Origin of the sequence: Shinella sp. WSJ-2, assembly GCF_003432075.1 — a bacterium.
Classification (GTDB): Bacteria; Pseudomonadota; Alphaproteobacteria; order Rhizobiales; family Rhizobiaceae; genus Shinella.
On record NZ_QWBU01000001.1, the window covers coordinates 285,092 to 305,659 of the forward strand.

Genomic DNA, 20,568 nt, shown 5'->3' on the forward strand with positions numbered 1-20,568 from the left:
GGCGTGGCGGGTTGCCGCACGGAAGGACAGGAATGACAGGCACGATGCTGGCCAAACGCTATGGCGACTACCGCGAATTCGCGGTCGGCGGTGCCCTTTCCGGCGCCGTTCGCTGCGCCTGGCTGCACAGCGCGCCGGTCGATGGCGTTGCTGCACGCGTCGCCGTGGTGCCGGATGGCTGCGTCGATCTGCTGTGGACGGAAAATGGCTTCATGATCGCCGGGCCGGACCGCACGGCCGCTTTTCCACCGCTGCACCCCGGCGCGACGATCCTCGGCCTGCGCTTCAAGCCGGGCATTGCGCGCCATCTGCTGCGCTGCGATCTCGATGCCCTCACCGGCAAGGTCGTGGCCTTCGACGATCTGCGGCGGGGTGGCTTCAACGCCCATCATGACCGCCTGCTGGCCGCTGACGGTGCGATGAAGCGGCTTCGGCTGCTGCGAGACATTTTCGCCGCGGAGATGGGCGATCTGCCGGCGATGCGCCACGATGCCGCCGCGCTGGAAGCGCTCTGCACGCGCCTGCCGGCGGAAGGCCTTGCCACAGCCCTCGGCGTGACGGAGCGCACCCTGCGGCGCATCAGCACCGCCGAATTCGGCTATGGCCCCAAGACGCTGGCGCGCATCCTGCGGCTTCAAAAAGTGCTTGGCCGGATCGGCGAGCACAAGATCGCGCTTGCCGATCTTGCGGCCGAAACCGGCTTTGCCGATCAGGCCCATATGAACCGAGACGTGCTCTCCCTGACCAGCCTGACGCCCAGCGAAATTCTGCGGCAGATGCGTAGTTGATTGTCCGTTTCGTTCAAGACATCGGCTCCCGATCGCGTAGGATCGCGCCAACAGGAGACAATCGATGCCCACCACAACCGCCCGTATCATCCACCGGACTATCCAGCGCGACTGGCGCGCGGTCTATGCCTTCGCCGCCCGGCCGGAGAACATGCCGCTCTGGGCCTCCGGCCTTGCTGCCGGCCTGACGCGCGACGGCGAGGACTGGATCGCCGATGGTGGCCCGATCGGCAATGTGCGCGTGCGGTTTGCGCCGGAAAACGATTTCGGCGTCATCGATCACCGGGTGACGCTGCCTGATGGCCTCGTGGTCGACAACGCGCTGCGCGTCGTGCCGAACGGCGACGGGGCGGAAGTGATGTTCACGCTGCTGCGCCAGCCGGATATGGACGATACAGCCTTCGAGTCGGATGCGGCGCATATCGCCCGCGACCTCGAGACGCTGAAAAGACTGATGGAAGACAAGGAGAGCCCGCGATGAGTGGCAAGGGTGCCGATCGCAAGATCGACTATATCGAATTCAACGTCGCCGATATCGCGAAGAGCAAAGCCTTCTACAGCGGCGCCTTCGGCTGGACCTTCACCGATTACGGCCCCGAATATTGCGAATTCCAGGACGGCCGCCTCACCGGCGGCTTCACCACGCTCGCGCCCGTCTCCGCCAAGGGCGGACCGCTCGTCATCCTGTTTGCCGATGATCTGGAAGACGCACTCAGCCGCGTCGAACAGGCCGGCGGGACGATCGAAAAGCCGATCTTCTCCTTCCCCGGCGGCCGGCGTTTCCACTTCGCCGACCCCGACGGCTACGAACTCGCGGTCTGGTCCGATCGGTAAATCGCCTTCCTTACGTCAATGTGATCGCCCTGACGCCTTTTAACGAAGGAATTCAGGCTTTTTCAATCGGACGCTCCTATGGCAGGCCTGCGATCAACCGCACGCGGGCCTGTTTCATGTACACAATCATCGGCAAGACCTTGGCGGTCGCCGTGCTCTCCACACTGGCGTCGCTTCTCATCAGCTTCGCCTTCGTGCCGCTCATGGGCGGCCAGGTCGCTGGCGCCGGGCTCGTCATGACGATCGTCTGCCCGATCGTCATCTCCATCCCCGCCTCCTTCGCGCATTTTTACCTCGGCGCCAAACTGCGTTCGGCCAATACGGCGCTCGCGGCTGCCCGCGACGAACTGGCCGAAGCCTATGCCCGCCTGCAACATCAGGCACGGCGCGATGCGCTCACCGGACTGCTCAACCGCGCGACCTTCATGGGCGAACTGGAAGCGCTGAGCCAGGCCGGTACGCATGGAGGCCTGCTGTTCCTCGACGTCGATCATTTCAAGTCGGTCAACGACCGGTTCGGCCACGCGACGGGTGACGAGGCGCTCGCTCTTGTCGGCGCCCTGCTCTCGGGACTTGCCCAGGACGGCGATATCGTCGGGCGGCTTGGCGGCGAGGAATTTGCGATCTTCCTGCATGCCGCCTCACCTGACCGCATGCTCGACCATTCCCAGACGGTGCGGGAGGCGGTCGAAGCCATCGACCTCTTCTCGCCCTCCGGCCAGCGCATCCCGCTGGGCATAAGCATCGGCGCCTTCCACTGCGCGCCCCGCTTCAATCCGGCAGAAGCCCTCGCCGCCTCCGACCGCAATCTCTACCGCGCGAAATCGGCGGGCAGGAATATGGTGGTCGCATGAAAAAGGCCGCGGAAACCGCGGCCTTCCTGTTTGCACTCCTCCGGCAGATTACTCGCCGCCACCCAGCGAATGGACAAAGACCGCGAGCTGTTTGACGGCGGGGTCACCGAGGCGGGGAAGCCAGGCAGGCATGACGCCGTGTTTGGGCGAACGGACCTGCGCGGCGATGGCCGCTTCGCCCTCGCCCTTCAGCCAGATGGCATCGGCAAGATCGGGCGCGCCCATCTCGCGGTTGCCCTTGGCATCCTCGCCATGGCAGGCGGCGCAATTGTCGGCGAAGACCTGTTTGCCGGGCTCGACGAGGGCGACATCCGACGGCTTACCGGTCAGGCTGACGACATAGGCGGCGACCCGCTTGATCTGGTCAGGCTCGAGGATTTCGCCGAAGGCCGGCATTTCCGAGGTGCGGGTCTCATCATCGCCAGGATGGCGGATGCCGTGGGCGATGGTCTGGTAGATATCCTCCACCGTGCCGCCCCAGACCCAGTCGTCGTCGTTGAGGTTCGGGAAACCCGGACCGCCCGCCGCGCCCGAGCCATGGCACTGCGCACAGTTGACCTTGAAGGCCGAGGCCCCGCCCGAGACGGCGAACTGCGAGAGCTGAGGATCGGCCAGGATCTCCTGCAACGAGGATTTTGCGATGCGGTCGGTGAAGGCCGACTGCGCCTGCTTGGCCTCGGCGAGTTCCGTCGCGATATCGGCACGACTCGACCAGCCGAGCATGCCCTTCGTGGTGTCCGAGATCAGCGGCCAGGCCGGAAAGGCGATGGTGTAGCCGATGGCCCAGAGGATCGTCATGTAGAACGTCCAGACCCACCAGCGCGGCATCGGGTTGTTCAGTTCGCGGATGCCGTCCCATTCGTGGCCGGTGGTTTCGACGCCCGAGATTTCGTCAATGTGTTTCTCGGCCATGATCAGTCCTCCTTGAGGGGGATTTCAGCGGCCCGTTCGGCGGCCTTGCGGCCACCGGGGCGAAGGGTGAAGACGACGACGGCGAGGAAAAACAGCGTCATGCCGAGAAGGCCCCAGCTGTCGGCAAAGTGGCGCATGGCGGTATAGGTTTCCATGAGCGGCCTCCTCAGCGATAACCGGCGGCATCGTCATAGGTGGAGAAGTCCACAAGCGTGCCGAGCATTTGCAGGTAGGCGACGAGCGCGTCCATTTCGGTGAGCTTCGTCGGGTCGCCGTCGAAATCGCCGAGCTTGGCCTTCGGGTAACGGCCCTCGATACCTGACGTATCGGCATTCGGATCGGCCTGCGCCTTCATGTCGGCCTCGGCGTTTTCGAGCATCTCGTCGGTATAGGGCACACCGACGGCGCGGTTGGCCGACAGATGCATCGAGACGTTCTTCACCTCGAGCGGCGTCTCCTTGAGAAAGGCGTAGCTCGGCATCACCGATTCCGGCACGACCGAGCGCGGCTCGACCAGGTGTTGGACATGCCACTCGTTCGAGTAGCGGTCGCCGACGCGGGCGAGATCCGGCCCCGTGCGCTTCGAACCCCACTGGAACGGATGGTCGTACATCGACTCCGCCGCCAGCGAATAATGCCCGTAGCGCTCCACCTCGTCGCGGAACGGCCGGATCATCTGGCTATGACAGACGTAGCAGCCCTCGCGGACATAGATGTCGCGGCCCGCCAGTTCGAGTGGCGAATAAGGCCGCATACCCTCCACCTTCTCGATGGTATTTTCGAGGTAGAACAGCGGGGCGATCTCGACGATGCCGCCGATGGTGACGACCAGAAGCGAGCCGACGAGGAGAAGCGTCGCGTTGCGTTCGAGGATCGCGTGTTTGTCAAGAATGGACATGGTGTCCCCTCCTATTCGGCCGGCTGGAGCGCGGGTGCGGCACCCGGGATCGGGGCTTCGTCACGCTGGTAGCCGAGGATTGTCATGGTCACGTTGTAGGCCATGATGAGCGCCCCCAAGAGGAACAGCCCGCCGCCGACGGCACGCAGTACGTAATAGGGGAACATCGCAGCGACGGTTTCGGCGAACGAATAGACCAGGAAGCCCTGCTCGTCGTATTCACGCCACATCAGACCCTGCTGGATGCCGGCGACCCACATGACGGCCGCATAGACGACGATACCGAGGGTCGCGAGCCAGAAGTGCCAGTTGACCATGCGGATCGAGTAGAGCCGCTCGCGTTTCCAGAGCTTCGGAACGAGGAAGTAGATCGCGCCGAAGGTGATGAGGCCGTTCCAGCCAAGGGCACCCGAGTGAACGTGGCCGATGGTCCAGTCCGTATAGTGGCTGAGCGAATTGACCGACTTGATCGACATCATCGGTCCTTCGAAGGTCGCCATGCCGTAGAAGGCGATGGCCATGACCATCATGCGCACGATCGGATCGGTGCGGATCTTGTCCCAGGCGCCCGAGAGCGTCATCAGGCCGTTGATCATTCCACCCCACGAGGGCATCCAGAGCATGATCGAGAAAACCATGCCGAGCGTCTGCGCCCAGTCGGGCAGCGCCGTGTAGTGCAGGTGGTGCGGGCCGGCCCAGATATACATGAAGATCAGCGCCCAGAAGTGGATGATCGACAGGCGGTAGGAATAGACCGGGCGGTTCACCTGCTTGGGCACGAAATAGTACATCATGCCCAGGAAGCCAGCCGTCAGGAAGAAGCCCACGGCATTGTGGCCGTACCACCATTGGGTCAGCGCATCCTGGACGCCCGAGAAGGCCGAGTAGCTTTTGACGCCGAGGAACGAGACCGGGACGGCCAGGTTGTTGACGATGTGCAGCATGGCCACCGTCACGATGAACGACAGGAAGAACCAGTTCGCCACATAGATGTGCGGTTCCTTGCGGGTCATGATCGTGCCAAGGAAGGCGATGAGATAGGCGACCCACACGACGGTAAGCCACAGGTCGACATACCATTCGGGCTCGGCATATTCCCTGCCCTGCGTAATGCCGAGCAGATAGCCGGTGGCGGCCATGACGATGAAGAGCTGGTAGCCCCAGAACACGAACCAGCCGAGATTGCCGCCGAACAGGCGGGCGCGCGAGGTGCGCTGCACGACATAGAACGAGGTGGCAATCAGCGCATTGCCGCCGAAGGCGAAGATGACCGCCGAGGTGTGCAGCGGCCGCGTGCGGCCGAAATTCAGCCAGGGCTCGATGTTGAGATCGGGAAAAGCCAGCTGGAGCGCGATGACCACGCCGACCAGAAAGCCGACGACGCCCCAGAACACCGTGGCGATGACGCCGTATTTGATGACGTCGTCGAAATAGCCTTCGTCCCCGGAGGATGATGCGACGGCGACGGCGGGCGCGAAGGAAACGCGCCGCACCATCACGAGCGTGCTGGCCAGCAGCACGAAGAAGAGGACCCACATATGGGCCTCGAAGAGCTTGTCCTGCGCAAAGGCCGCGCCGAGCAGCGCAAGGAACGCGCCGACCGCCAGGACAATCGTTTCTGTCATGTATTTCACGTTGGCATCCCCCAACTCGTCAAGGTCCCGCGTCGGCCGGCTCCCGAGCGGAATCGGCCTTTGCGCTCGGTTGAGCCTTCGCAGATGCGCGCGGAAGCATCCTTGATGTGGATCAAGGCGGAGGAAGGAAGCCGGCGGCATCAAAGGACAGGTTGACGCAGCCGCGCGTCGTCGAAAGGCCGCGGCCCTCCCCCAACGAGGGAAAACAAGATGACGGATTACAACGGTATTGCCCGGCTGCTTTCGGATCGCCCGACGGATGCCGCTTCGCTCGACTGGCTGAAAAAAGCCCATGACGCGCAATTGACGCTCTGCGCGGCGCTCGAGGAGATCGCCGACAGCCTGCCGGCCAACATCAACCGGCAGAAATGCATGTATGCCGCCAAGTCACTGATTCCGCTGGTAAACGGCGTGCATCGCTATGAAGAGGAAACCGTCTTTCCGTTGCTGGAACGGCAAGCATCCGACAACAATGAGCTCGCCTCCTCCATCGCCCGGCTGAAGTTCGAGCATGTCGAGGATGAATGTTTTGCGGAAGAGCTGACCGACACGCTGACACGGCTCGGCAGCGGCGACGGCACGGTAAACGCAGAAGCCGCGGGCTATATGCTCCGCGGCTTCTTCGAATCGATCCGGCGTCACATCGCCTTCGAACAGCAGTTCATGCTGCGCGCAGACCGGCTGGCGTCATAGTGCTCACGCCGCGATTGGCCCTCGTGTTTCAAGCACGTCCTGCAAGACGAGGATGGCACCCAGCACGTTTCCGGCGGCCGACATGCACGGCGTCATGCGGCAGCGCGTGATCGCCGAACCCCTTCGCGGCGACAGATAATCGTATTCGACAATCTCGCCGGCAAAGCAGCGGTCTAGATGTCGCTTCACGCGCCCCTCGAAGCGCTGAATGCCGATAAATTCTACGACGTGGCGGCCGACGAGATCGATCGGTTTCTCACTGAAACTGCTCGCATTCAGCGGGTTAGAGTAGAGGTAACGGTAATCTGTCGTGATGACCGCCACGCGGTCGGGCAGACTGTCGAGGATCGCCTCGTTGATGAGGCCATCCTCCATCACGCGCGGCGACATGACGGGGCGGCCGGTGTCGGGCAATTCCACGCGAAAAGGTCGCGCGGCCTCTTCAGTGCCGAAATAGCGATCCAGCAGAATTTTGAAATTGTGTGCCTGCCGGAGCACGCAGGCCTTGTCCTCCGCCTCTTCGCGAAGAAGATCCACCACGAACTGGAACTGGATCTTGAGCTCGGAAGCGTCTGTCGCCTCCTTGTGCAGTACGGCTGCCAGAGCCGGTTCGATTTCCCTGTCCAGCATGGAAATGAGTCTCTCATTCCCAGTCTTTATTGCATGCTGGAGTTGCGAATACTTAAACCAGAACAACTCTACAAGAGCTTTCAATTCATGCTCCCTGAATTGCTGAAATCTACAGCAATTTGATCACTTACATTATTCAATCTGTCCGGAAATAAGATACGATTTTGATCGTCACCCCTCTGAATCCCGCTGTCCAAAGCGCTTACATTAGCGAAATGGTAACAGCGCGGGGGAGGATGTCAAACCCATATTTGATAAAATTACGTGTTTCGCAAATAATGAACACGTTCAAAAATGAGTGCAAAGAAAAAAATCATAAGCACTCAAGTAATAAGGGTGCGCTTGATGTTCCAGCGGTCATGATACCAGAGCCACTGGCCTGGATATTCACGCACCCACTGCTCGACCTTGTCATTCAGCATCTGCGCGGTCGCCTCGACATCTACGGCGCCGTTTTCCTTGCGCGGGATGTCCATTGCCGGTTCCAGCTCCAGCCGATAGCGATTGCCCGGCAGGCGGATACAGCGCGCCGGATAGACCTCGCAATTGAACTGACGCACCAGCTTGGCCAGCAGCGGATTGGTCTGCACGTCGCGCCCGAAGAATTTCGTCGGCAGGCCCTTGGTGAATTTCTGGTCGACAAGCACGCCCACCGGCCCACCGGCATCGAGCTTGCGCGCCAGCGTGAAGGAGGATCCGGCATGCGACGGCACGAGATGCCCCATGCGGGCCCGGCGAAATTCGAAAACCTTGTCGGCGACATAAGGATTGTTCGGTGGGCGGAACAGCACCGTCACATCCAGCCCGAAGGCCGCGCCGGCCACCGGCAGCAGCTCGAAATTGCCGCTATGGGCGGTGAAGACGATGAAGGGGCGCGGATTGTCGCGCAGATCCACGAAAAGCGGGATGCCGGACACCTCGATGCGGCCCGGCGTCGTCCTTTCCGGATCGAAGTCGAACAACTTGTCGAGGAAGACATATTCGGCGGCCAGCCGGCCCATATTGCCCCAGGCGTCGAGCGCGATCGCCTCGATCTCGGCCTCGGATTTTTCCGGGAAGGCATTGCGCAGATTGGTCAGCGTCAGCTTGTGCCGGCTCGTCTTCGGGCCGATCCAGCGCACGAGGCGGTCGGCGAAGTTAATCGCTCCGTCCGCGGGAAACAGTTTGAGAAGATTGAGCAGGCCGAAGGCGAACTGCGCCACCAGCCAGTCCTTGGTGTTGCGCAGCGCCAGGACGAGGCGTGTGACGAGCATCTTCATCGGATCAATCCAGTCTGAGGACGATCTTGCCGAAGATCTGGCGCGATTCCATGCGCTCGAGTGCGGTTGCGATGCCGTCGAAAGTCACTTCCGTATCGATGACCGGATGCACGAGGCCCTGCGCCATCTTCTGCATGGCATCCGCCATGTTCTCCATACGGCAGCCGAAGGAGCCAAGCAGCTTGAGCTGCTGCTGGAACAGCATCATCAGGTTCATGTCGGTGGAAACGCCCGAGGTGGAGCCGCAGGTGACGAGGCGGCCCCCGCGCTTCATGCAGAGCATGGAGCCCGCCCAGGTGTCCTTGCCGACATGTTCGAAGACGACGTCCACGCCCTTTTTCTTGGTCAGCTTGCGCACGACGCCTTCAAAGCGGTCTTCGCGGTAGTTGATGACGTGGTCGGCACCCAGCGCCTTGGCCTTCTCGATCTTGTCATTCGAACCGACGGTGGTGATGACAGTGCAGCCGATCTTCTTGGCAAGCTGGATCGCTGCCGTGCCGATGCCCGAACCACCGGCATGGACAAGGATCGTCTCGCCCGGCTGAAGCTTGGCGTTGTCGAACAGCATATGTTCGACTGTGCCGAAGGTGACGGGCGCAAGCGCCGCGCCGACCGCATCGACGCCGGGCGGTGCCGGGACGAGCAGGCGGGCAGGAAGGTTCACCTTCTCCTGCGCGAAGCCATCGAGATGGAAGCCATGCACGCCGCCGACATGTTCGCAGAGATTGTCGCGCTTCTCGCGGCAGGGCTTGCAGAGACCGCAGGTCCGCGCGCCGTAGATCGAGACGAGTTGGCCGGGCAGCACGCTGCAGACGCCCGGACCGAGTGTTTCGACGACGCCGGCGGCTTCCGCACCGATGACCAGCGGCATCTTGCGCTTGGCGAACGCCATGCCGCGCCAGCCCCAGACGTCGATATGGTTGAGGGCGACGGCCTTGACGCGCAATGTCACTTCACCCGGGCCGGGGGCCTCGGGTTCCGGGATATCGGTCAGTTCGAGCTTGCGGTCGTCGAGAAGCTGGAGGGCACGCATTGTCTTATTCCTATCAGGCCGGCTCGGCCGTCATCACGAGGCTGGCGTTCTGGCCGCCGAAGCCGAAGGAGTTGGAGAGAACCGCCGAAACCTGCTTGTCGCGCTTCACGTTCGGTACGACGTCCAGCTGGATCGTCGGGTCGGGGTTCGTGTAGTTGATCGTCGGCGGAAGCGTCCCGGTCAGCATGGTCTGGATCGAGAATACCGCCTCGACCGCGCCGGCCGCCGTCAGCGTATGGCCGATCATCGACTTGTTGGACGAGACTGCAATGCTGGCGAGCTTGTCGCCGAAGACGGTCGACATGGAGAGATACTCCATCTTGTCGTTCTCCGGCGTCGAAGTTCCGTGGGCATTGATGTAGCCGATGCTGCTCTCGTCGATGCCGGCATCTTCCAGCGCCGCGCGGATCGTCGCGATGGCCGGGCCGCCATCCGGCGAGGAGCGCGTGCGGTGGAAATGGTCGGCCTTCTCGCCGCAGCCCTTGAGGATGCCGAGCACCTTGGCGCCGCGGGCAATGGCCGATTCCAGCGATTCCAGCACGAGCGTCGCGGCACCCTCGGCAATGACGAAGCCGTCGCGGTCCTTGCTGAACGGCTTGGAGGCCTTGGTCGGCGGGTCGTTCTGGGTGGAGAGTGCGGAGAGCAGCGCAAAGCGGATGAGCGCTTCGGCCGTCACCGAACCGTCGGTGCCGACGGTCAGCGCGCGATCGGTCCGACCCTGGCGGATCGCCTCAACGCCGAGCTGGATGGCCGTCGCGCCCGAGGCGCAGGCGGTCGACAGCGTGACCGGCAGGCCGCGCGTGCCATAGCGGTCGGAAAGGCGCTCGGAGATCGAGCCGAAGGCCCAGGCTTCGTGCAGCGCTGGTTCCGGCTTGTCGCGCAGAACGGCGAGGAAGCGGTCATAGGCATCGCCCGGACGCTGCGACGGCGGCGCGCGATCAGCGAGTTCGAAACGCTCGCGCCAGTCAGGCTCGATCGGCGGGGCGGCAAGAAACAGCGGGCCGCCGAAGTCGCCGGAGAGACCGGCCTGCGCCAGCGCCTCGTCCGTCGTCTCGCGCGCATAGGCGTAGGAGCGTTCGACCGGATTTTCGGTGGGAACGGTGATGAAATCGACCGTGCCGGAAATGCGCGTGTTCAGCCCATCGACCGGGAAGCGGGTGATGCCGTGGATGCCGGAGACGCCGCCCGTCAGCGCGGTCCAGTTGTCCTTGAGACCCTGCCCGAGCGAGGTGACGACGCCCATGCCGGTGACGGCGACGATGGGGCGACCCAGATGATCCCTGTAAGCGGCGTTCGTCATGGCCGGACCCTCACTTCTCTGCGCTAAGAATTGCGACGCCCTCGCCGCGCGAATGGCCGACCGTCGTGACGACCGCCTTCCTGGCGGCTGCCGCCATGGCAGTCTCGGCCGTCGCATCGAACGGGGCGACTTTAACGCCGGCACCCAGCGTCAGCGCGGCTAGCGCAAGGCCCAGCGGGAACTGCGCTTCGAGCGCCTGCCCCGTCACGGCACTATAGCCGCGCACCGCACTGCCGGCAAAACGCTGACCGAGCCATGCCTTTTCACGCGCCGTCGTCTCATGCGCGCCCGAGGCGCCGGAGAACACGACGGTTCCCTCAGCATCCGCACTCTCGGCGAGACGATCTAGGCGGGCTTCCAGACGGCCTTCGTCGCGCGAGCCACGGTCGCCGCCGATGGCGTCGATCGTCGCATAGATGCGCGCGCCGCGGGCTTGCGCATGTTCGCGGGATTCAAGGATGAGGAAGGCCGAGGCCGACCCCGTAATGATGCCACCGCCGGCCTTTTCGTCACGCGACCAGAGCGGCGTCCAGCCACCGGTCGCATGGGCGCCGATGGCTTCATAAAGCAGAATGACATCCTGCCGCTCGGCCACCAGCGCGCTGCCGACAAGCGTATGCGTCGACTGGCCGGCGCGAATGCGGTGGAAAGCGGTCTCGACGGCGCTGATACCGGCGGCTTCCTCACCCATGAAGGTGCGCGAGGAGCCGGTGACCTTGTGCACGATGGAAATGTTGCCGGCGAGCAGGTTGGAGAGCTGGGCCAGGAAGAGTGTAGGCCTGAGTTCCGTCGTCAGCTTCTCGTTGAGCAGGCGTTCGCGGTCGTTGCGCTTCAGGCCCTCGTCTACGATCAGCGAGTCGACCGCGATGTCGCGCTCGCCACCACCTGCCGCCACGATCATGTCCATGGTGCCGCAGGCTTCGGCATCGTCCTTGAAGCCGGCATCGTCGAGCGCAAGGCCCGCGGTGAAGACGCCGAGGCGCTGCCAATTTTCCATCTGGCGCTGGTCGCCGCGCTTGGCGATCTGCTGGTTCCAGTCGATTTCCGGCATCGGATGCACCGGATAGGGGGCGAAACGCTCCGTATCGATCTTGGTCTCCGGCGCCGCCGCGCCACCGAGGATCGCCACATGCGCCTCGGCCCCGACACCCTGACAGGTGACGATGCCGACGCCGGTGATCACCACATCGTTGTTGGCCATATCAGTTCCCCTCAGCAGACGCCGCGAGCGCCTCGAACAAACCCACCTCGCCCGCACGCTTGCGCACGATGTCCGCCAGCGGCACTTCGGCAAAGGGCATGGTGCGCAATTTCAGCTGCGCATCGCAAACCTTCTTGCCGGCGGATGTAATCCGCGTCTTGGTCACGGCATAGCCCGAACCGTCATGCTCGAGCACGGCCTCGATGTCGAGCACCGCATCCGGCTCGACGAAGGTACGCATCTTGGCGCCGTCGACGCTCATCAGGAATGGCATGGCCGCGAAATCGGTAGCGGCCAACACGAGGAAACCGGAGGCCTGCGCCATCGTCTCGATGAGCAGCACACCCGGAACGAGCGGCATGCCGGGAAAATGCCCCTCGAAGACAGGGCTTTTGGACGGAACGACCGAGCGGGCGGTGAGCACGCGGCGCGCGCCGTCAACAGCCTCCACGCGATCGATCATCTGGAAATATTCAAGCAGCATCGGATTATCGTCCCTGGCGGGGTCCGGAAATCGAAAGGCCTGCCGAAGACGGCAGGCCATAGGTCCTGTGCACCGGGATCGTCCGGAACAGAGCCGCGAAACGCAGCCGGACGGTCTCGCCTCAGGCCTTGGCGGCCCGCAGTTCGTCGATCTTCGCGCAGAGGTTCTTCAGCACGAAATACTCTTCCGTCGCGACCTTGCCTTCGTTGACATCCTGCGTCCACTTTTCCAGCGGAATCTTGATGCCGAATTCCTTGTCGATTGCGAAAACAATGTCGAGGAAGTCGAGGCTGTCAATGCCGAGATCGTCGATGGTGTGACTCTCGGGCGTGATTGTCTCGCGATCGATCTCGCTCGTCTCAGCAATGATATCGGCAACCTTATCGAATGTAGCAGTCACGCCCGTACCTCATGAATCTATAGTTGGCCGATCCTATAGGGAAAACAGACGCGATTGCCAATGGGTTTGATGAGGGACCAGCGTAGTGCACACGGCTGTGTTGCGCAAACAACATGGCCGCCCGGAGCGTCAAACGGCGACGGAATGCCGCCCACGGCCGCTTGCCAGATGCGCGTCGAAGACCGCAGCAACGATGCGGGCAAAGGGCTGCCCCGCCAGTGTCAGCCGGAAGCCTCCCTCTTCGATGCGGCAGAGACCATCCCTGTCGGACGCGGCAAAGGCCTTCGCCTCTGCCCGGAGGACGCCGGCAAATGCCGTAAACCGGTCGGCGACATCCGCGAAGGAAAAGCCGAAATCGCACATGACACGTTCAATGACATAAGCGCGGGCGCGGTCCTCTTCGGTCAGCGAATAGCCACGCACGGCGGCAAGACCGCCCTCCTCCGCCCGGCGAAGATATTCGCCCGTCGCCGGCATGTTCTGGATATAACCCTGCGGCAGTTGGCCGATGGCCGATGCACCAAGCCCGATCAGGGCATCGGCCTGATCATCGGTATAGCCCTGAAAATTGCGGCGTAGCGTACCATTGCGAGCGGCCATCGCCAAACGGTCGTTGGGTAGAGCGAAATGGTCGATGCCGACGGCCTCGTATCCTGCCGCGATCAGCATTTCCCCCGCCATCCGCATCTGCTCGAATCGCGCCCGAATGCTGGGTAAAGCGGTCTCGTCGATCATCGTCTGATGCTTCTTCATCCATGGCACATGTGCATAGCCGAAGAGTGCAACCCGATCGGGCGAAAGCGACGTGACGGCGCGGACGGTCTCCGCAAGAGTCTCCATGGTCTGGAACGGCAGCCCGTAAAGAATGTCGCAATTGACCGAGCGCACGCCTCGCGCCCGCGCCGCCTCCACCACGCCGCGCGTCTGCTCGAAGGTCTGGATGCGGTTGATCGCCGTCTGCACCCGGGGATCGAAATCCTGGATGCCGAGGCTGGCGCGCGTCATGCCGATTTCGGCGAGCGCATCGTGCCGTTCCTCATCAAGATCGTTCGGATCCATCTCGACGGAAATCTCGGCACCGCCGGCAAAGCTGAAATTCTCCTTCAGACAGGCTTTCAATGCCCGCAGGTCATCAGGCCGCAGCAGCGTGGGAGAACCACCGCCGAAATGCAGCGCCGTGACCGGCGCGGCACGATCCACACGGCCGCCGATGGCCGCGATCTCGGCGTGAAGCCCCTTGAGATAGGCCTCGACCGGTTCGTAGCGCAGCGTCTGCTTGGTGTGACAGGCACAGAACCAGCAAAGCCGGTCGCAATAGGGGATGTGCACATAGAGCGAGAGGCGATTCGCCGGCGTCAGCGTCGACAGCCAGTCGGCATAGACCTCCGGCCCGATACTTTCGTTGAAGTGCGGGGCGGTCGGATAGCTTGTATAGCGCGGAACCGGTGATGAAAGGCGTTCGACGAGGGTATCCTGCATGGGTCTCTCCTGCTTGCGCAGGAAATAACCCGAAGAACCCGCACGCCATTTGATTTTGATCAAGTGCAAAGCGGATTGGTTGCGCTAGCATTTGACAATAGTCAGGAAGCGCTATTTTGCCGCGAGACGGCACGCTTTATGTTCACGGCTGCGTGCGGTAGCACGGCAATGTTGCGCCGCTTAGCCGCCGGGCGAGAAGGAAAACCGCCATGGAAGTTCGCCGCCGGGATATCCACAATTCCGACATTCCCGTCGTCTGCCGCGCCTGCGAGGCACGTCACGGCGGCGTCTGCGGCGCGCTGACGGCCGAGCAGCTGACCGAGCTCAACAAGCACTCCTCCCGCCATCGGCTGGAGACCGGCGCCGAAGTGATCGGCCAGGGCGAGACGGTCGTGAACTATTCCAACATCATGCGCGGCGTGGTGAAGCTGACCAAGGTGATGGCGGACGGCCGCCAGCAGATCGTCGGCCTGCAATTCGCGCCCGATTTCCTAGGCCGCCCCTTCCTCACCGAAAGCGCCATCACGGCGGAAGCCGCCACCGACAGCGAAGTCTGCAACTTCCCGCGCAACGTGCTCGACCGGCTCGTCAAACGGACGCCGGAGCTGGAGCATATGCTGCACCAGCAGGCGCTGAAGGAACTGGACGAGGCGCGCGATTGGATGCTGACGCTCGGCCGCAAGACGGCACAGGAAAAGGTCGCAAGCTTCCTCTACCTGATCGCCACCCATATCGACCCCGAAAGCGTCGACATGTCGGCCTTCGACCTGCCGCTCTCGCGCGCCGATATCGCCGATTTCCTCGGGCTGACCATCGAAACGGTCAGCCGCCAGTTCACCAAGCTGCGCAAGGAAAACGTCATCCGCATCGAGAACAATCGGCATGTCACCGTTCCCGACATGGACCGCCTGATGCGCTACGCCGGCAACGATTGATTGGGTCTCAACGCGTAATAACAATCTTCGTGTTGGACAGCCCGTTGCGGTTGGCCATCTGGAAGAAGGTCGCCGCATTGTCCGGATGCAGGCGAACGCAGCCATGCGAGGCCGGGCGACCCAGGCGCTTCGTCTCATAGGTCGCGTGCACCGCATAGCCACCCTTGAAGAACACCGCGAACGGCATCGGCGCCATATTGTATTTGCGCGAACGGTGGTTGCGCGAGGCCCATTTCGCCGACCAGGTGCCGGTCGGCGTGCCATAGCCCTTGCGGCCGGTGGAAACGCGCCAGCGATATTTTACCATGCCGTTCTGAGTAACGACCATGGTTTGTGAAGAAAGACTGACCTGCGCCACGAGATTGGCGGAAAGGGCAACTTCGGTTTGGAATAAAACAAGAAGGAACGCGACCGCGGTCGCAAACAAGGTACGCATGACTTCCCCTCAAAACGTTTTTGCATGGCTTTGAAACCATGTCTCACGACGAGACAGAATATAAACGTTTCAACCTTCCGCAATATTGACGGAGGTGGGGAAAAGAAAACGAAGTTAAGGCGTAAAATTTTATCGATCGCGTCGCCGCGCTTTCAAAGAAAAGCCGTCAGCAGTGCTAGAGCCAATACGAAAACGGCAAGTCCGGCGCAGGCGCCGTAGAATATCCGCAAGGAGAGATCGATATCGGCGACGGTTGCGACGGTGCGGCCGCTGGCATTCATCATGGGCTCATCGACGCGCACGCCGCCATAGATGCGTGGGCCGGCAAGGCCGACGCCGAGGGCGCCCGCCATGGCCGCTTCGGGCCAGCCGGAGTTCGGTGAACGGTGCAGGCCCGCGTCACGCAAAGCCGTGCCGACAGCCGCCCGCGCCGCCGCCTTGCTTTTATGGAGCCAGGCGCCGGCCGCGATGAAGACGATGGACAGGCGCGCTGCCGGCCAGTTAGCCAGATCGTCGAGCCGGGCGGAGGCCCAGCCGAAATCGAGATATTTCGCATTCTTGTGGCCGATCATGGAATCGGCGGTGTTCAGCATCTTGTAGGCGAAGAGGCCGGGCAGGCCGAGCAGCGCATACCACAGCGCGGGCGCAACGACGCCGTCGGAAAAATTTTCAGCAAGACTTTCGATACCGGCCCGGCAAATGGCCGGTTCGTCGAGCGTCGCCGGATCACGCCCGACGATCATCGACACCGCCTGGCGTCCGCCATCGAGGCCACCGCGCTTGAGGCCCCGGGAGACGGCGCGCACGTGATCGTGAAGGCTCTTCTGGGCAAGGAAGATCGCGACGATAATGACCTCCAGCGCGAAACCGAGCGGGCCGAGCCGCCCCAGCAGCGCATGCAGAATGAGCCCAAAAAACAGGCTCGCCGCCAACAGCCCAGCAATGCCGGCCGCGCCGTTGAAGCGTTTCGTATCGGCCGAGAGACGCTTGCCATTGAACAGCTTGTCGACGAGGCCGATCGCCCGGCCGAACAGCACGACCGGATGCGGCACGCGCCGCCACAGTTTGTCCGGATCGCCGACGAGGCGGTCGAGAATCAGCGCAAGAAAGAGGATGAGCAGTGTCGCGGTCATCGCCTACCCTGCCCTGTCCACAAGCGCCTCGGCAAGACGCCCGTCGCCGGCGCTGTCGGGCGCGATGCCGAAGCGCAACCAGTGCGGATTGTAATCGAAGGGGCGCACGAGGATGTGATGACGGCAGAGACGGTGGTGGATGGCCGCCGCATCCGGGTGCGCGACCAGCGAGAACAGGCCGGTGCCACCGATGACTTCAAGGCCGCCGTCGGCCAGCGCGGCATCAAGCGCTGCCTTACGCGCTGCGATCGCTTCGTGGATAGCGCGGGTGTCAGATGCCATCAGCTTCGTCGCGATGGTCAGCGCCGGCCCCGAGACCGCCCAGGGGCCAAGCCCGTCCTCGACGCTTTCAAGCACAGCGCTTTCGCCGATAACGAAACCGAGGCGCAGACCGGCAAGGCCGAAGAATTTGCCGAAGGAGCGGAAGACGAGAAGGCCGGGCGTTCCGTCTCCGGCAAGCGGCGCGATGCAGGTTTCGGGACGCATGTCGCCGAAGGCCTCGTCCACAATCAGCAAGCCACCCCTGGCGGAGACCCGCGCATGGAGCGCAAGCAGCGTCTCCCGATCGAACAGGCGGCCGGTTGGATTGTTCGGATTGACGACGACGACGAGACCATGGGCTTCAGTGACGGCATCGAGATTGTCGATGCGGTCCACGGCGACACCGGCATTGGCGAGCACGCGGGCATATTCGCCATAGGTGGGGACGAGCACGGCGGCGCGGCGACCGGCGGGCACGAGGCGCGGCAGGAGTTGAATGACCGATTGCGTGCCGGGCACGGGCAGCGGCAAGGCGTTCGGCGTGCCGTAATAGCGGGCGGCGGCGGCGCGGGCCTCATCCTGCCGATGACGATCCGGCAGGCGATGCCAGGCGGCTCTGTCGATTTCGGGAAGCGCGACGGGGTTCGGATTGATGCCTGTGGAGAGATCCAGCCAGTCTTCGGGGCGGCCGCCGAAGCGTGCGGCGGCTGCGGCAATGCCGCCGCCATGGACGATGCGCGGCGCGGTCATGCCGCCTCCGCCGCAAGGTCTATAAGATGCATATAGGAGCCGCTGACGGCGCCGCGGCGAAGGCCGGCGGTGCCGAGGTCTTCACCCATCGCATCGGTGACGGTGAAGAGGCGGTCCGCCTCTCCCTCATGCGCCACCTTCGAATAATGGAATTCATGCGCCGTCATGGACTGGGAAAAACCGGAGCCGGCGAGCGGGGCGACGCGGCGATAGCCGAGATGGCGGCGGCGTTCGGCAAAACTCGTCACCAGCGGCAGAAGGCCGAGCATGCCGTGGCGCGAGCCGTCGGCGGCTACCAATCCTTCCCCCAAAGTCATGTAGCCCCCGCATTCGCCATAGATGCGCGCGTTCCGGCGCGCCGCTTCCTGCATGCCTAGGCGGAAACGGCCGGCATTGGCAAGGGTCTCAGCATGAAGCTCGGGGTAGCCGCCTGGCAAATAGATGGCATCGGCCTCTGCCGCCGGCGCCTCGTCGGCCAGCGGCGAGAAGAAGGAAAGGCTCGCACCCGCCGCGCGCCAGCCGAGCAGCAGATGCTCGTAGGCGAAGGTGAAGGCCGTGTCGCGCGCGATGGCGATGCGCTGACCGAGCGGCGGCAGGAGGGAAATGGCCGGCATGGGCGGCAAGGCATGGCGCGCGGCAACGGCGAGGAGGCGGTCGATATTGCAGCGCGCCGCAACAGCCTCCGCCGCGCGGGCGATAAACGCCTCCAGACCGCCATGTTCGGCAGCCTGCACGAGGCCGAGATGGCGTTCCGGCAAAGCAAGCCCGGCATCGCGCTCCAGCACGCCGAAAATCTCGATGCCACTGGCATCCAGCGCGCCGCGCAGCATCATTTCGTGTTTCGGGCTGCCGACCTTGTTGAGGATGACGCCCGCCACGCGGATATCGCTGCGGAAATCGGTATAGCCCTTTACCATGGCGGCGACCGACTGCGACAGGCGGCTGCAATCGACGACCAGAACGACCGGCAAGCCGAGCGTGGCGGCAAGATCGGCCGGCGAGCCGGTGCCGTCGGCAGCACCGTCGAACAGGCCCATCATCGCCTCGACCAGCAGGAAATCGCCCGCCCCCGCCTGCATGGCGGCATTGGCGCGGATGAGTTCGGGGCGCATGGCCCAGGGATCGTAGTTAAGACAGGCGCGGCGGCTGGCGGCGGCATGGAAGGCGGGATCGATATAGTCAGGTCCGGCCTTGCCGGAGACGAGCGGCACGCCGGCATCGGCCAGCGCCCGCGCCAGCCCGAGCGTTACCGTCGTCTTGCCGGAGCCGGACGCGGGCGCTGCGATGAGCAGACCGCTCATGCCTGGTCCTTGAATTCGCGTGAACCGAAGGGATCCGGCGCAAGCTTGCGGCCCTCGGTGAGCGCGCCCAGCCAATCGAGCGAGGCGCGCAGCCGCACCACCTCGCCTACGACGACAATGGCCGGCGGCTCGATGCCCGCGGCCTCCACATCGGCCTCGGCGCGACCGAGCGTGGTTTCCAGCACCCGCTGTTCGGGCGTTGCGGCATTGCAGACGAAGGCGACAGGCTCATCCGCCGAGCGCCCGCCGGCGATGAGGTTTTGGGCGATCTGGCCGATATGCTTCATGGCCATATACATGACGATAACAGGAGAGCCCTTGGCGATGCCCTCCCAGTTAATCCGGTCAGGCACCACACCGGACGAATCGTGGCCGGTGAGGAAAGTGACGGCGTGATTCACCTCGCGATGGGTCACCGGGATGCCGGCATAGGCGAGGCCCCCAATACCGGCGGTGATGCCCGGCACGATGCGGAAAGGAATGCCGTGCTCGATCAAGGTCAGGGCTTCCTCGCCGCCGCGCCCGAAAACGAAGGGATCCCCGCCCTTTAGGCGCAGCACGCGATGACCGGCACGGGCCAGTTCGACCAGCCGAAGCGAAATATCGCGCTGCTTGTGCGAGGGTTTGCCGCCGCGCTTTCCGGCAAATTCCAGGAGCACGCCGGGGCGCGCGAGCGACAGGCAGTCGGCATTGACCAGCGCATCATGCACGATGACATCCGCCTGTTGCAGGGCATTGGCCGCATGCAGCGTCAAGAGACCTGGATCGCCGGGGCCGGCGCCGACGAGCCAGACGCTGCCTTTTTCCATCGACGGGAGGGCGGAGAAGAGGGTCTGCATCACGCACGCTCCCGGCTTGAATCAGTATGCGAAGGAGCGGAATCCCTCAACGAGGAAACGGCGGCAAGCGGTTGAAACGATTCGGCGATTGCGACGGTCGCATGCGCCGACTTGGTCTTTTCCGCAACGAGCCGCCCGCCCTGTCCCGCCTGCGCAAGGGCGGCCGCCTCGGCAACACCGTGGCAACCGGTATGGGCAAAGACGATATCGGACGGGTTGGCGAGACGCGGCGTCTCGGCCTCAAGGCGCGCTGCAGGGAACGTCACCAGCGGCACGGAAAAATACCGGGCGACCGCGTGCATGGCCGGCTCCTCCGCGCGCACATCCAGCGTGGCGACGAAGGCGACCGTTTCCGGGGCGGCGCCAAGGCGCGCGAGCGCCACAAGCGAAAGGTCGAGAAGTTCCGATGGCAGGGTGCCGCGTTCGCAGCCGAGGCCGAGGACGAGAAAACGTCCGGTTCCGGGGTGTGGGGCCTCAGCGCGCATGGCGGTCTCTCGCAAAATTCCACGCGAAA

At 63.5% G+C, this 20,568-nt stretch carries 24 protein-coding genes; 6 read left to right on the top strand and 18 right to left on the bottom strand.

Features of this window, described 5'->3' with window-relative positions; translation table 11 throughout:
* The first annotated feature begins 32 nt into the window (after positions 1-32).
* The 4 genes from D0Y60_RS01355 to D0Y60_RS01370 all read left to right on the top strand — a co-directional run bounded on the left by D0Y60_RS01355 (position 33) and on the right by D0Y60_RS01370 (position 2,476).
* Positions 33-788, top strand: coding sequence for a helix-turn-helix domain-containing protein (locus D0Y60_RS01355; protein WP_158565368.1), 756 nt, complete (start codon positions 33-35; stop codon positions 786-788).
* Positions 789-852: 64 nt separating this feature from the next.
* On the top strand, positions 853-1,269 hold the full coding sequence (locus tag D0Y60_RS01360; RefSeq protein WP_117366339.1) for an SRPBCC family protein: 417 nt from the start codon (positions 853-855) through the stop codon (positions 1,267-1,269).
* A complete protein-coding gene (locus D0Y60_RS01365) occupies positions 1,266-1,622 on the top strand; it encodes a VOC family protein (protein ID WP_117366340.1) in 357 nt (118 codons plus the stop codon). The genes D0Y60_RS01360 and D0Y60_RS01365 overlap by 4 nt, the downstream gene beginning before the upstream one ends.
* Before the next feature lie 116 nt (positions 1,623-1,738).
* Positions 1,739-2,476, top strand: a complete 738-nt coding sequence (locus D0Y60_RS01370; RefSeq protein WP_117366341.1) for a GGDEF domain-containing protein — start codon at positions 1,739-1,741, stop codon at positions 2,474-2,476.
* A gap of 48 nt (positions 2,477-2,524) precedes the next feature.
* Here the strand turns inward: D0Y60_RS01370 and ccoP are convergent, their stop codons facing one another.
* Genes ccoP through ccoN form a run of 4 tightly spaced genes read right to left on the bottom strand, consistent with a single transcriptional unit; the run spans position 2,525 to position 5,920 of the window.
* Positions 2,525-3,388 carry a cytochrome-c oxidase, cbb3-type subunit III gene (gene ccoP / locus D0Y60_RS01375; RefSeq protein WP_117366342.1) on the bottom strand — a complete coding sequence of 288 codons (864 nt, stop codon included), beginning with the start codon at positions 3,386-3,388 and terminating at the stop codon, positions 2,525-2,527.
* Between the two features lie 2 nt (positions 3,389-3,390).
* On the bottom strand, positions 3,391-3,543 hold the full coding sequence (locus D0Y60_RS01380; protein ID WP_117366343.1) for a cbb3-type cytochrome c oxidase subunit 3: 153 nt from the start codon (positions 3,541-3,543) through the stop codon (positions 3,391-3,393).
* Between the two features lie 11 nt (positions 3,544-3,554).
* Positions 3,555-4,286: a cytochrome-c oxidase, cbb3-type subunit II gene (gene ccoO / locus D0Y60_RS01385; protein ID WP_117366344.1), complete on the bottom strand. Its 732-nt coding sequence runs from the start codon at positions 4,284-4,286 to the stop codon at positions 3,555-3,557.
* A gap of 11 nt (positions 4,287-4,297) precedes the next feature.
* Positions 4,298-5,920, bottom strand: coding sequence for a cytochrome-c oxidase, cbb3-type subunit I (gene ccoN, locus D0Y60_RS01390; RefSeq protein ID WP_117367013.1), 1,623 nt, complete (start codon positions 5,918-5,920; stop codon positions 4,298-4,300).
* Between the two features lie 210 nt (positions 5,921-6,130).
* Between ccoN and D0Y60_RS01395 the strand changes: the two genes are divergently transcribed.
* The gene (locus D0Y60_RS01395) at positions 6,131-6,613 is read left to right on the top strand and encodes a hemerythrin domain-containing protein (protein WP_117366345.1); all 483 of its coding nucleotides are present in this window, start codon (positions 6,131-6,133) and stop codon (positions 6,611-6,613) included.
* Positions 6,614-6,616: 3 nt separating this feature from the next.
* On the opposite strand, the gene D0Y60_RS01400 is transcribed toward D0Y60_RS01395, so the two are convergent.
* From D0Y60_RS01400 to hemN, 8 genes are all read right to left on the bottom strand, one after another.
* Entirely contained in the window at positions 6,617-7,327 is a 711-nt protein-coding gene (locus D0Y60_RS01400) for a PAS domain-containing protein (protein WP_117366346.1), read from the bottom strand.
* Between the two features lie 239 nt (positions 7,328-7,566).
* Positions 7,567-8,496 carry a lipid A biosynthesis lauroyl acyltransferase gene (locus D0Y60_RS01405; RefSeq protein WP_117367015.1) on the bottom strand — a complete coding sequence of 310 codons (930 nt, stop codon included), beginning with the start codon at positions 8,494-8,496 and terminating at the stop codon, positions 7,567-7,569.
* Positions 8,497-8,506: 10 nt separating this feature from the next.
* Positions 8,507-9,535: a zinc-binding dehydrogenase gene (locus tag D0Y60_RS01410; protein ID WP_117366347.1), complete on the bottom strand. Its 1,029-nt coding sequence runs from the start codon at positions 9,533-9,535 to the stop codon at positions 8,507-8,509.
* A 13-nt stretch (positions 9,536-9,548) separates the two neighbouring features.
* Entirely contained in the window at positions 9,549-10,835 is a 1,287-nt protein-coding gene (locus D0Y60_RS01415) for a beta-ketoacyl-ACP synthase (RefSeq protein WP_117366348.1), read from the bottom strand.
* 10 nt (positions 10,836-10,845) lie between these two features.
* Positions 10,846-12,036, bottom strand: a complete 1,191-nt coding sequence (locus D0Y60_RS01420) for a beta-ketoacyl-ACP synthase (protein ID WP_117366349.1) — start codon at positions 12,034-12,036, stop codon at positions 10,846-10,848.
* A 1-nt stretch (position 12,037) separates the two neighbouring features.
* Positions 12,038-12,520, bottom strand: a complete 483-nt coding sequence (locus D0Y60_RS01425) for a 3-hydroxyacyl-ACP dehydratase FabZ family protein (protein ID WP_117366350.1) — start codon at positions 12,518-12,520, stop codon at positions 12,038-12,040.
* A gap of 121 nt (positions 12,521-12,641) precedes the next feature.
* Complete coding sequence (locus D0Y60_RS01430) at positions 12,642-12,920, bottom strand: acyl carrier protein (protein ID WP_117366351.1); 279 nt, start codon at positions 12,918-12,920, stop codon at positions 12,642-12,644.
* Between the two features lie 129 nt (positions 12,921-13,049).
* Positions 13,050-14,399 carry an oxygen-independent coproporphyrinogen III oxidase gene (gene hemN, locus D0Y60_RS01435; protein WP_117366352.1) on the bottom strand — a complete coding sequence of 450 codons (1,350 nt, stop codon included), beginning with the start codon at positions 14,397-14,399 and terminating at the stop codon, positions 13,050-13,052.
* 209 nt (positions 14,400-14,608) lie between these two features.
* On the opposite strand from hemN, the gene D0Y60_RS01440 reads away from it, so the two are divergent.
* Positions 14,609-15,334: a Crp/Fnr family transcriptional regulator gene (locus D0Y60_RS01440; RefSeq protein ID WP_117366353.1), complete on the top strand. Its 726-nt coding sequence runs from the start codon at positions 14,609-14,611 to the stop codon at positions 15,332-15,334.
* Between the two features lie 7 nt (positions 15,335-15,341).
* Here the strand turns inward: D0Y60_RS01440 and D0Y60_RS01445 are convergent, their stop codons facing one another.
* From D0Y60_RS01445 to D0Y60_RS01470, 6 genes are all read right to left on the bottom strand, one after another.
* On the bottom strand, positions 15,342-15,770 hold the full coding sequence (locus tag D0Y60_RS01445; RefSeq protein WP_117366354.1) for a L,D-transpeptidase: 429 nt from the start codon (positions 15,768-15,770) through the stop codon (positions 15,342-15,344).
* Between the two features lie 152 nt (positions 15,771-15,922).
* A complete protein-coding gene (gene cbiB / locus D0Y60_RS01450) occupies positions 15,923-16,903 on the bottom strand; it encodes an adenosylcobinamide-phosphate synthase CbiB (RefSeq protein ID WP_117366355.1) in 981 nt (326 codons plus the stop codon).
* 3 nt (positions 16,904-16,906) lie between these two features.
* Entirely contained in the window at positions 16,907-17,914 is a 1,008-nt protein-coding gene (gene cobD / locus D0Y60_RS01455) for a threonine-phosphate decarboxylase CobD (RefSeq protein WP_117366356.1), read from the bottom strand.
* Entirely contained in the window at positions 17,911-19,215 is a 1,305-nt protein-coding gene (locus D0Y60_RS01460; RefSeq protein WP_117366357.1) for a cobyrinate a,c-diamide synthase, read from the bottom strand. Before D0Y60_RS01460 ends, cobD begins: the two co-directional genes overlap by 4 nt.
* Complete coding sequence (gene cobA / locus D0Y60_RS01465; protein ID WP_117366358.1) at positions 19,212-20,054, bottom strand: uroporphyrinogen-III C-methyltransferase; 843 nt, start codon at positions 20,052-20,054, stop codon at positions 19,212-19,214. Before cobA ends, D0Y60_RS01460 begins: the two co-directional genes overlap by 4 nt.
* Positions 20,054-20,539: a cobalamin biosynthesis protein gene (locus tag D0Y60_RS01470; protein ID WP_117366359.1), complete on the bottom strand. Its 486-nt coding sequence runs from the start codon at positions 20,537-20,539 to the stop codon at positions 20,054-20,056. Before D0Y60_RS01470 ends, cobA begins: the two co-directional genes overlap by 1 nt.
* Between the last annotated feature and the right edge of the window lie 29 nt (positions 20,540-20,568).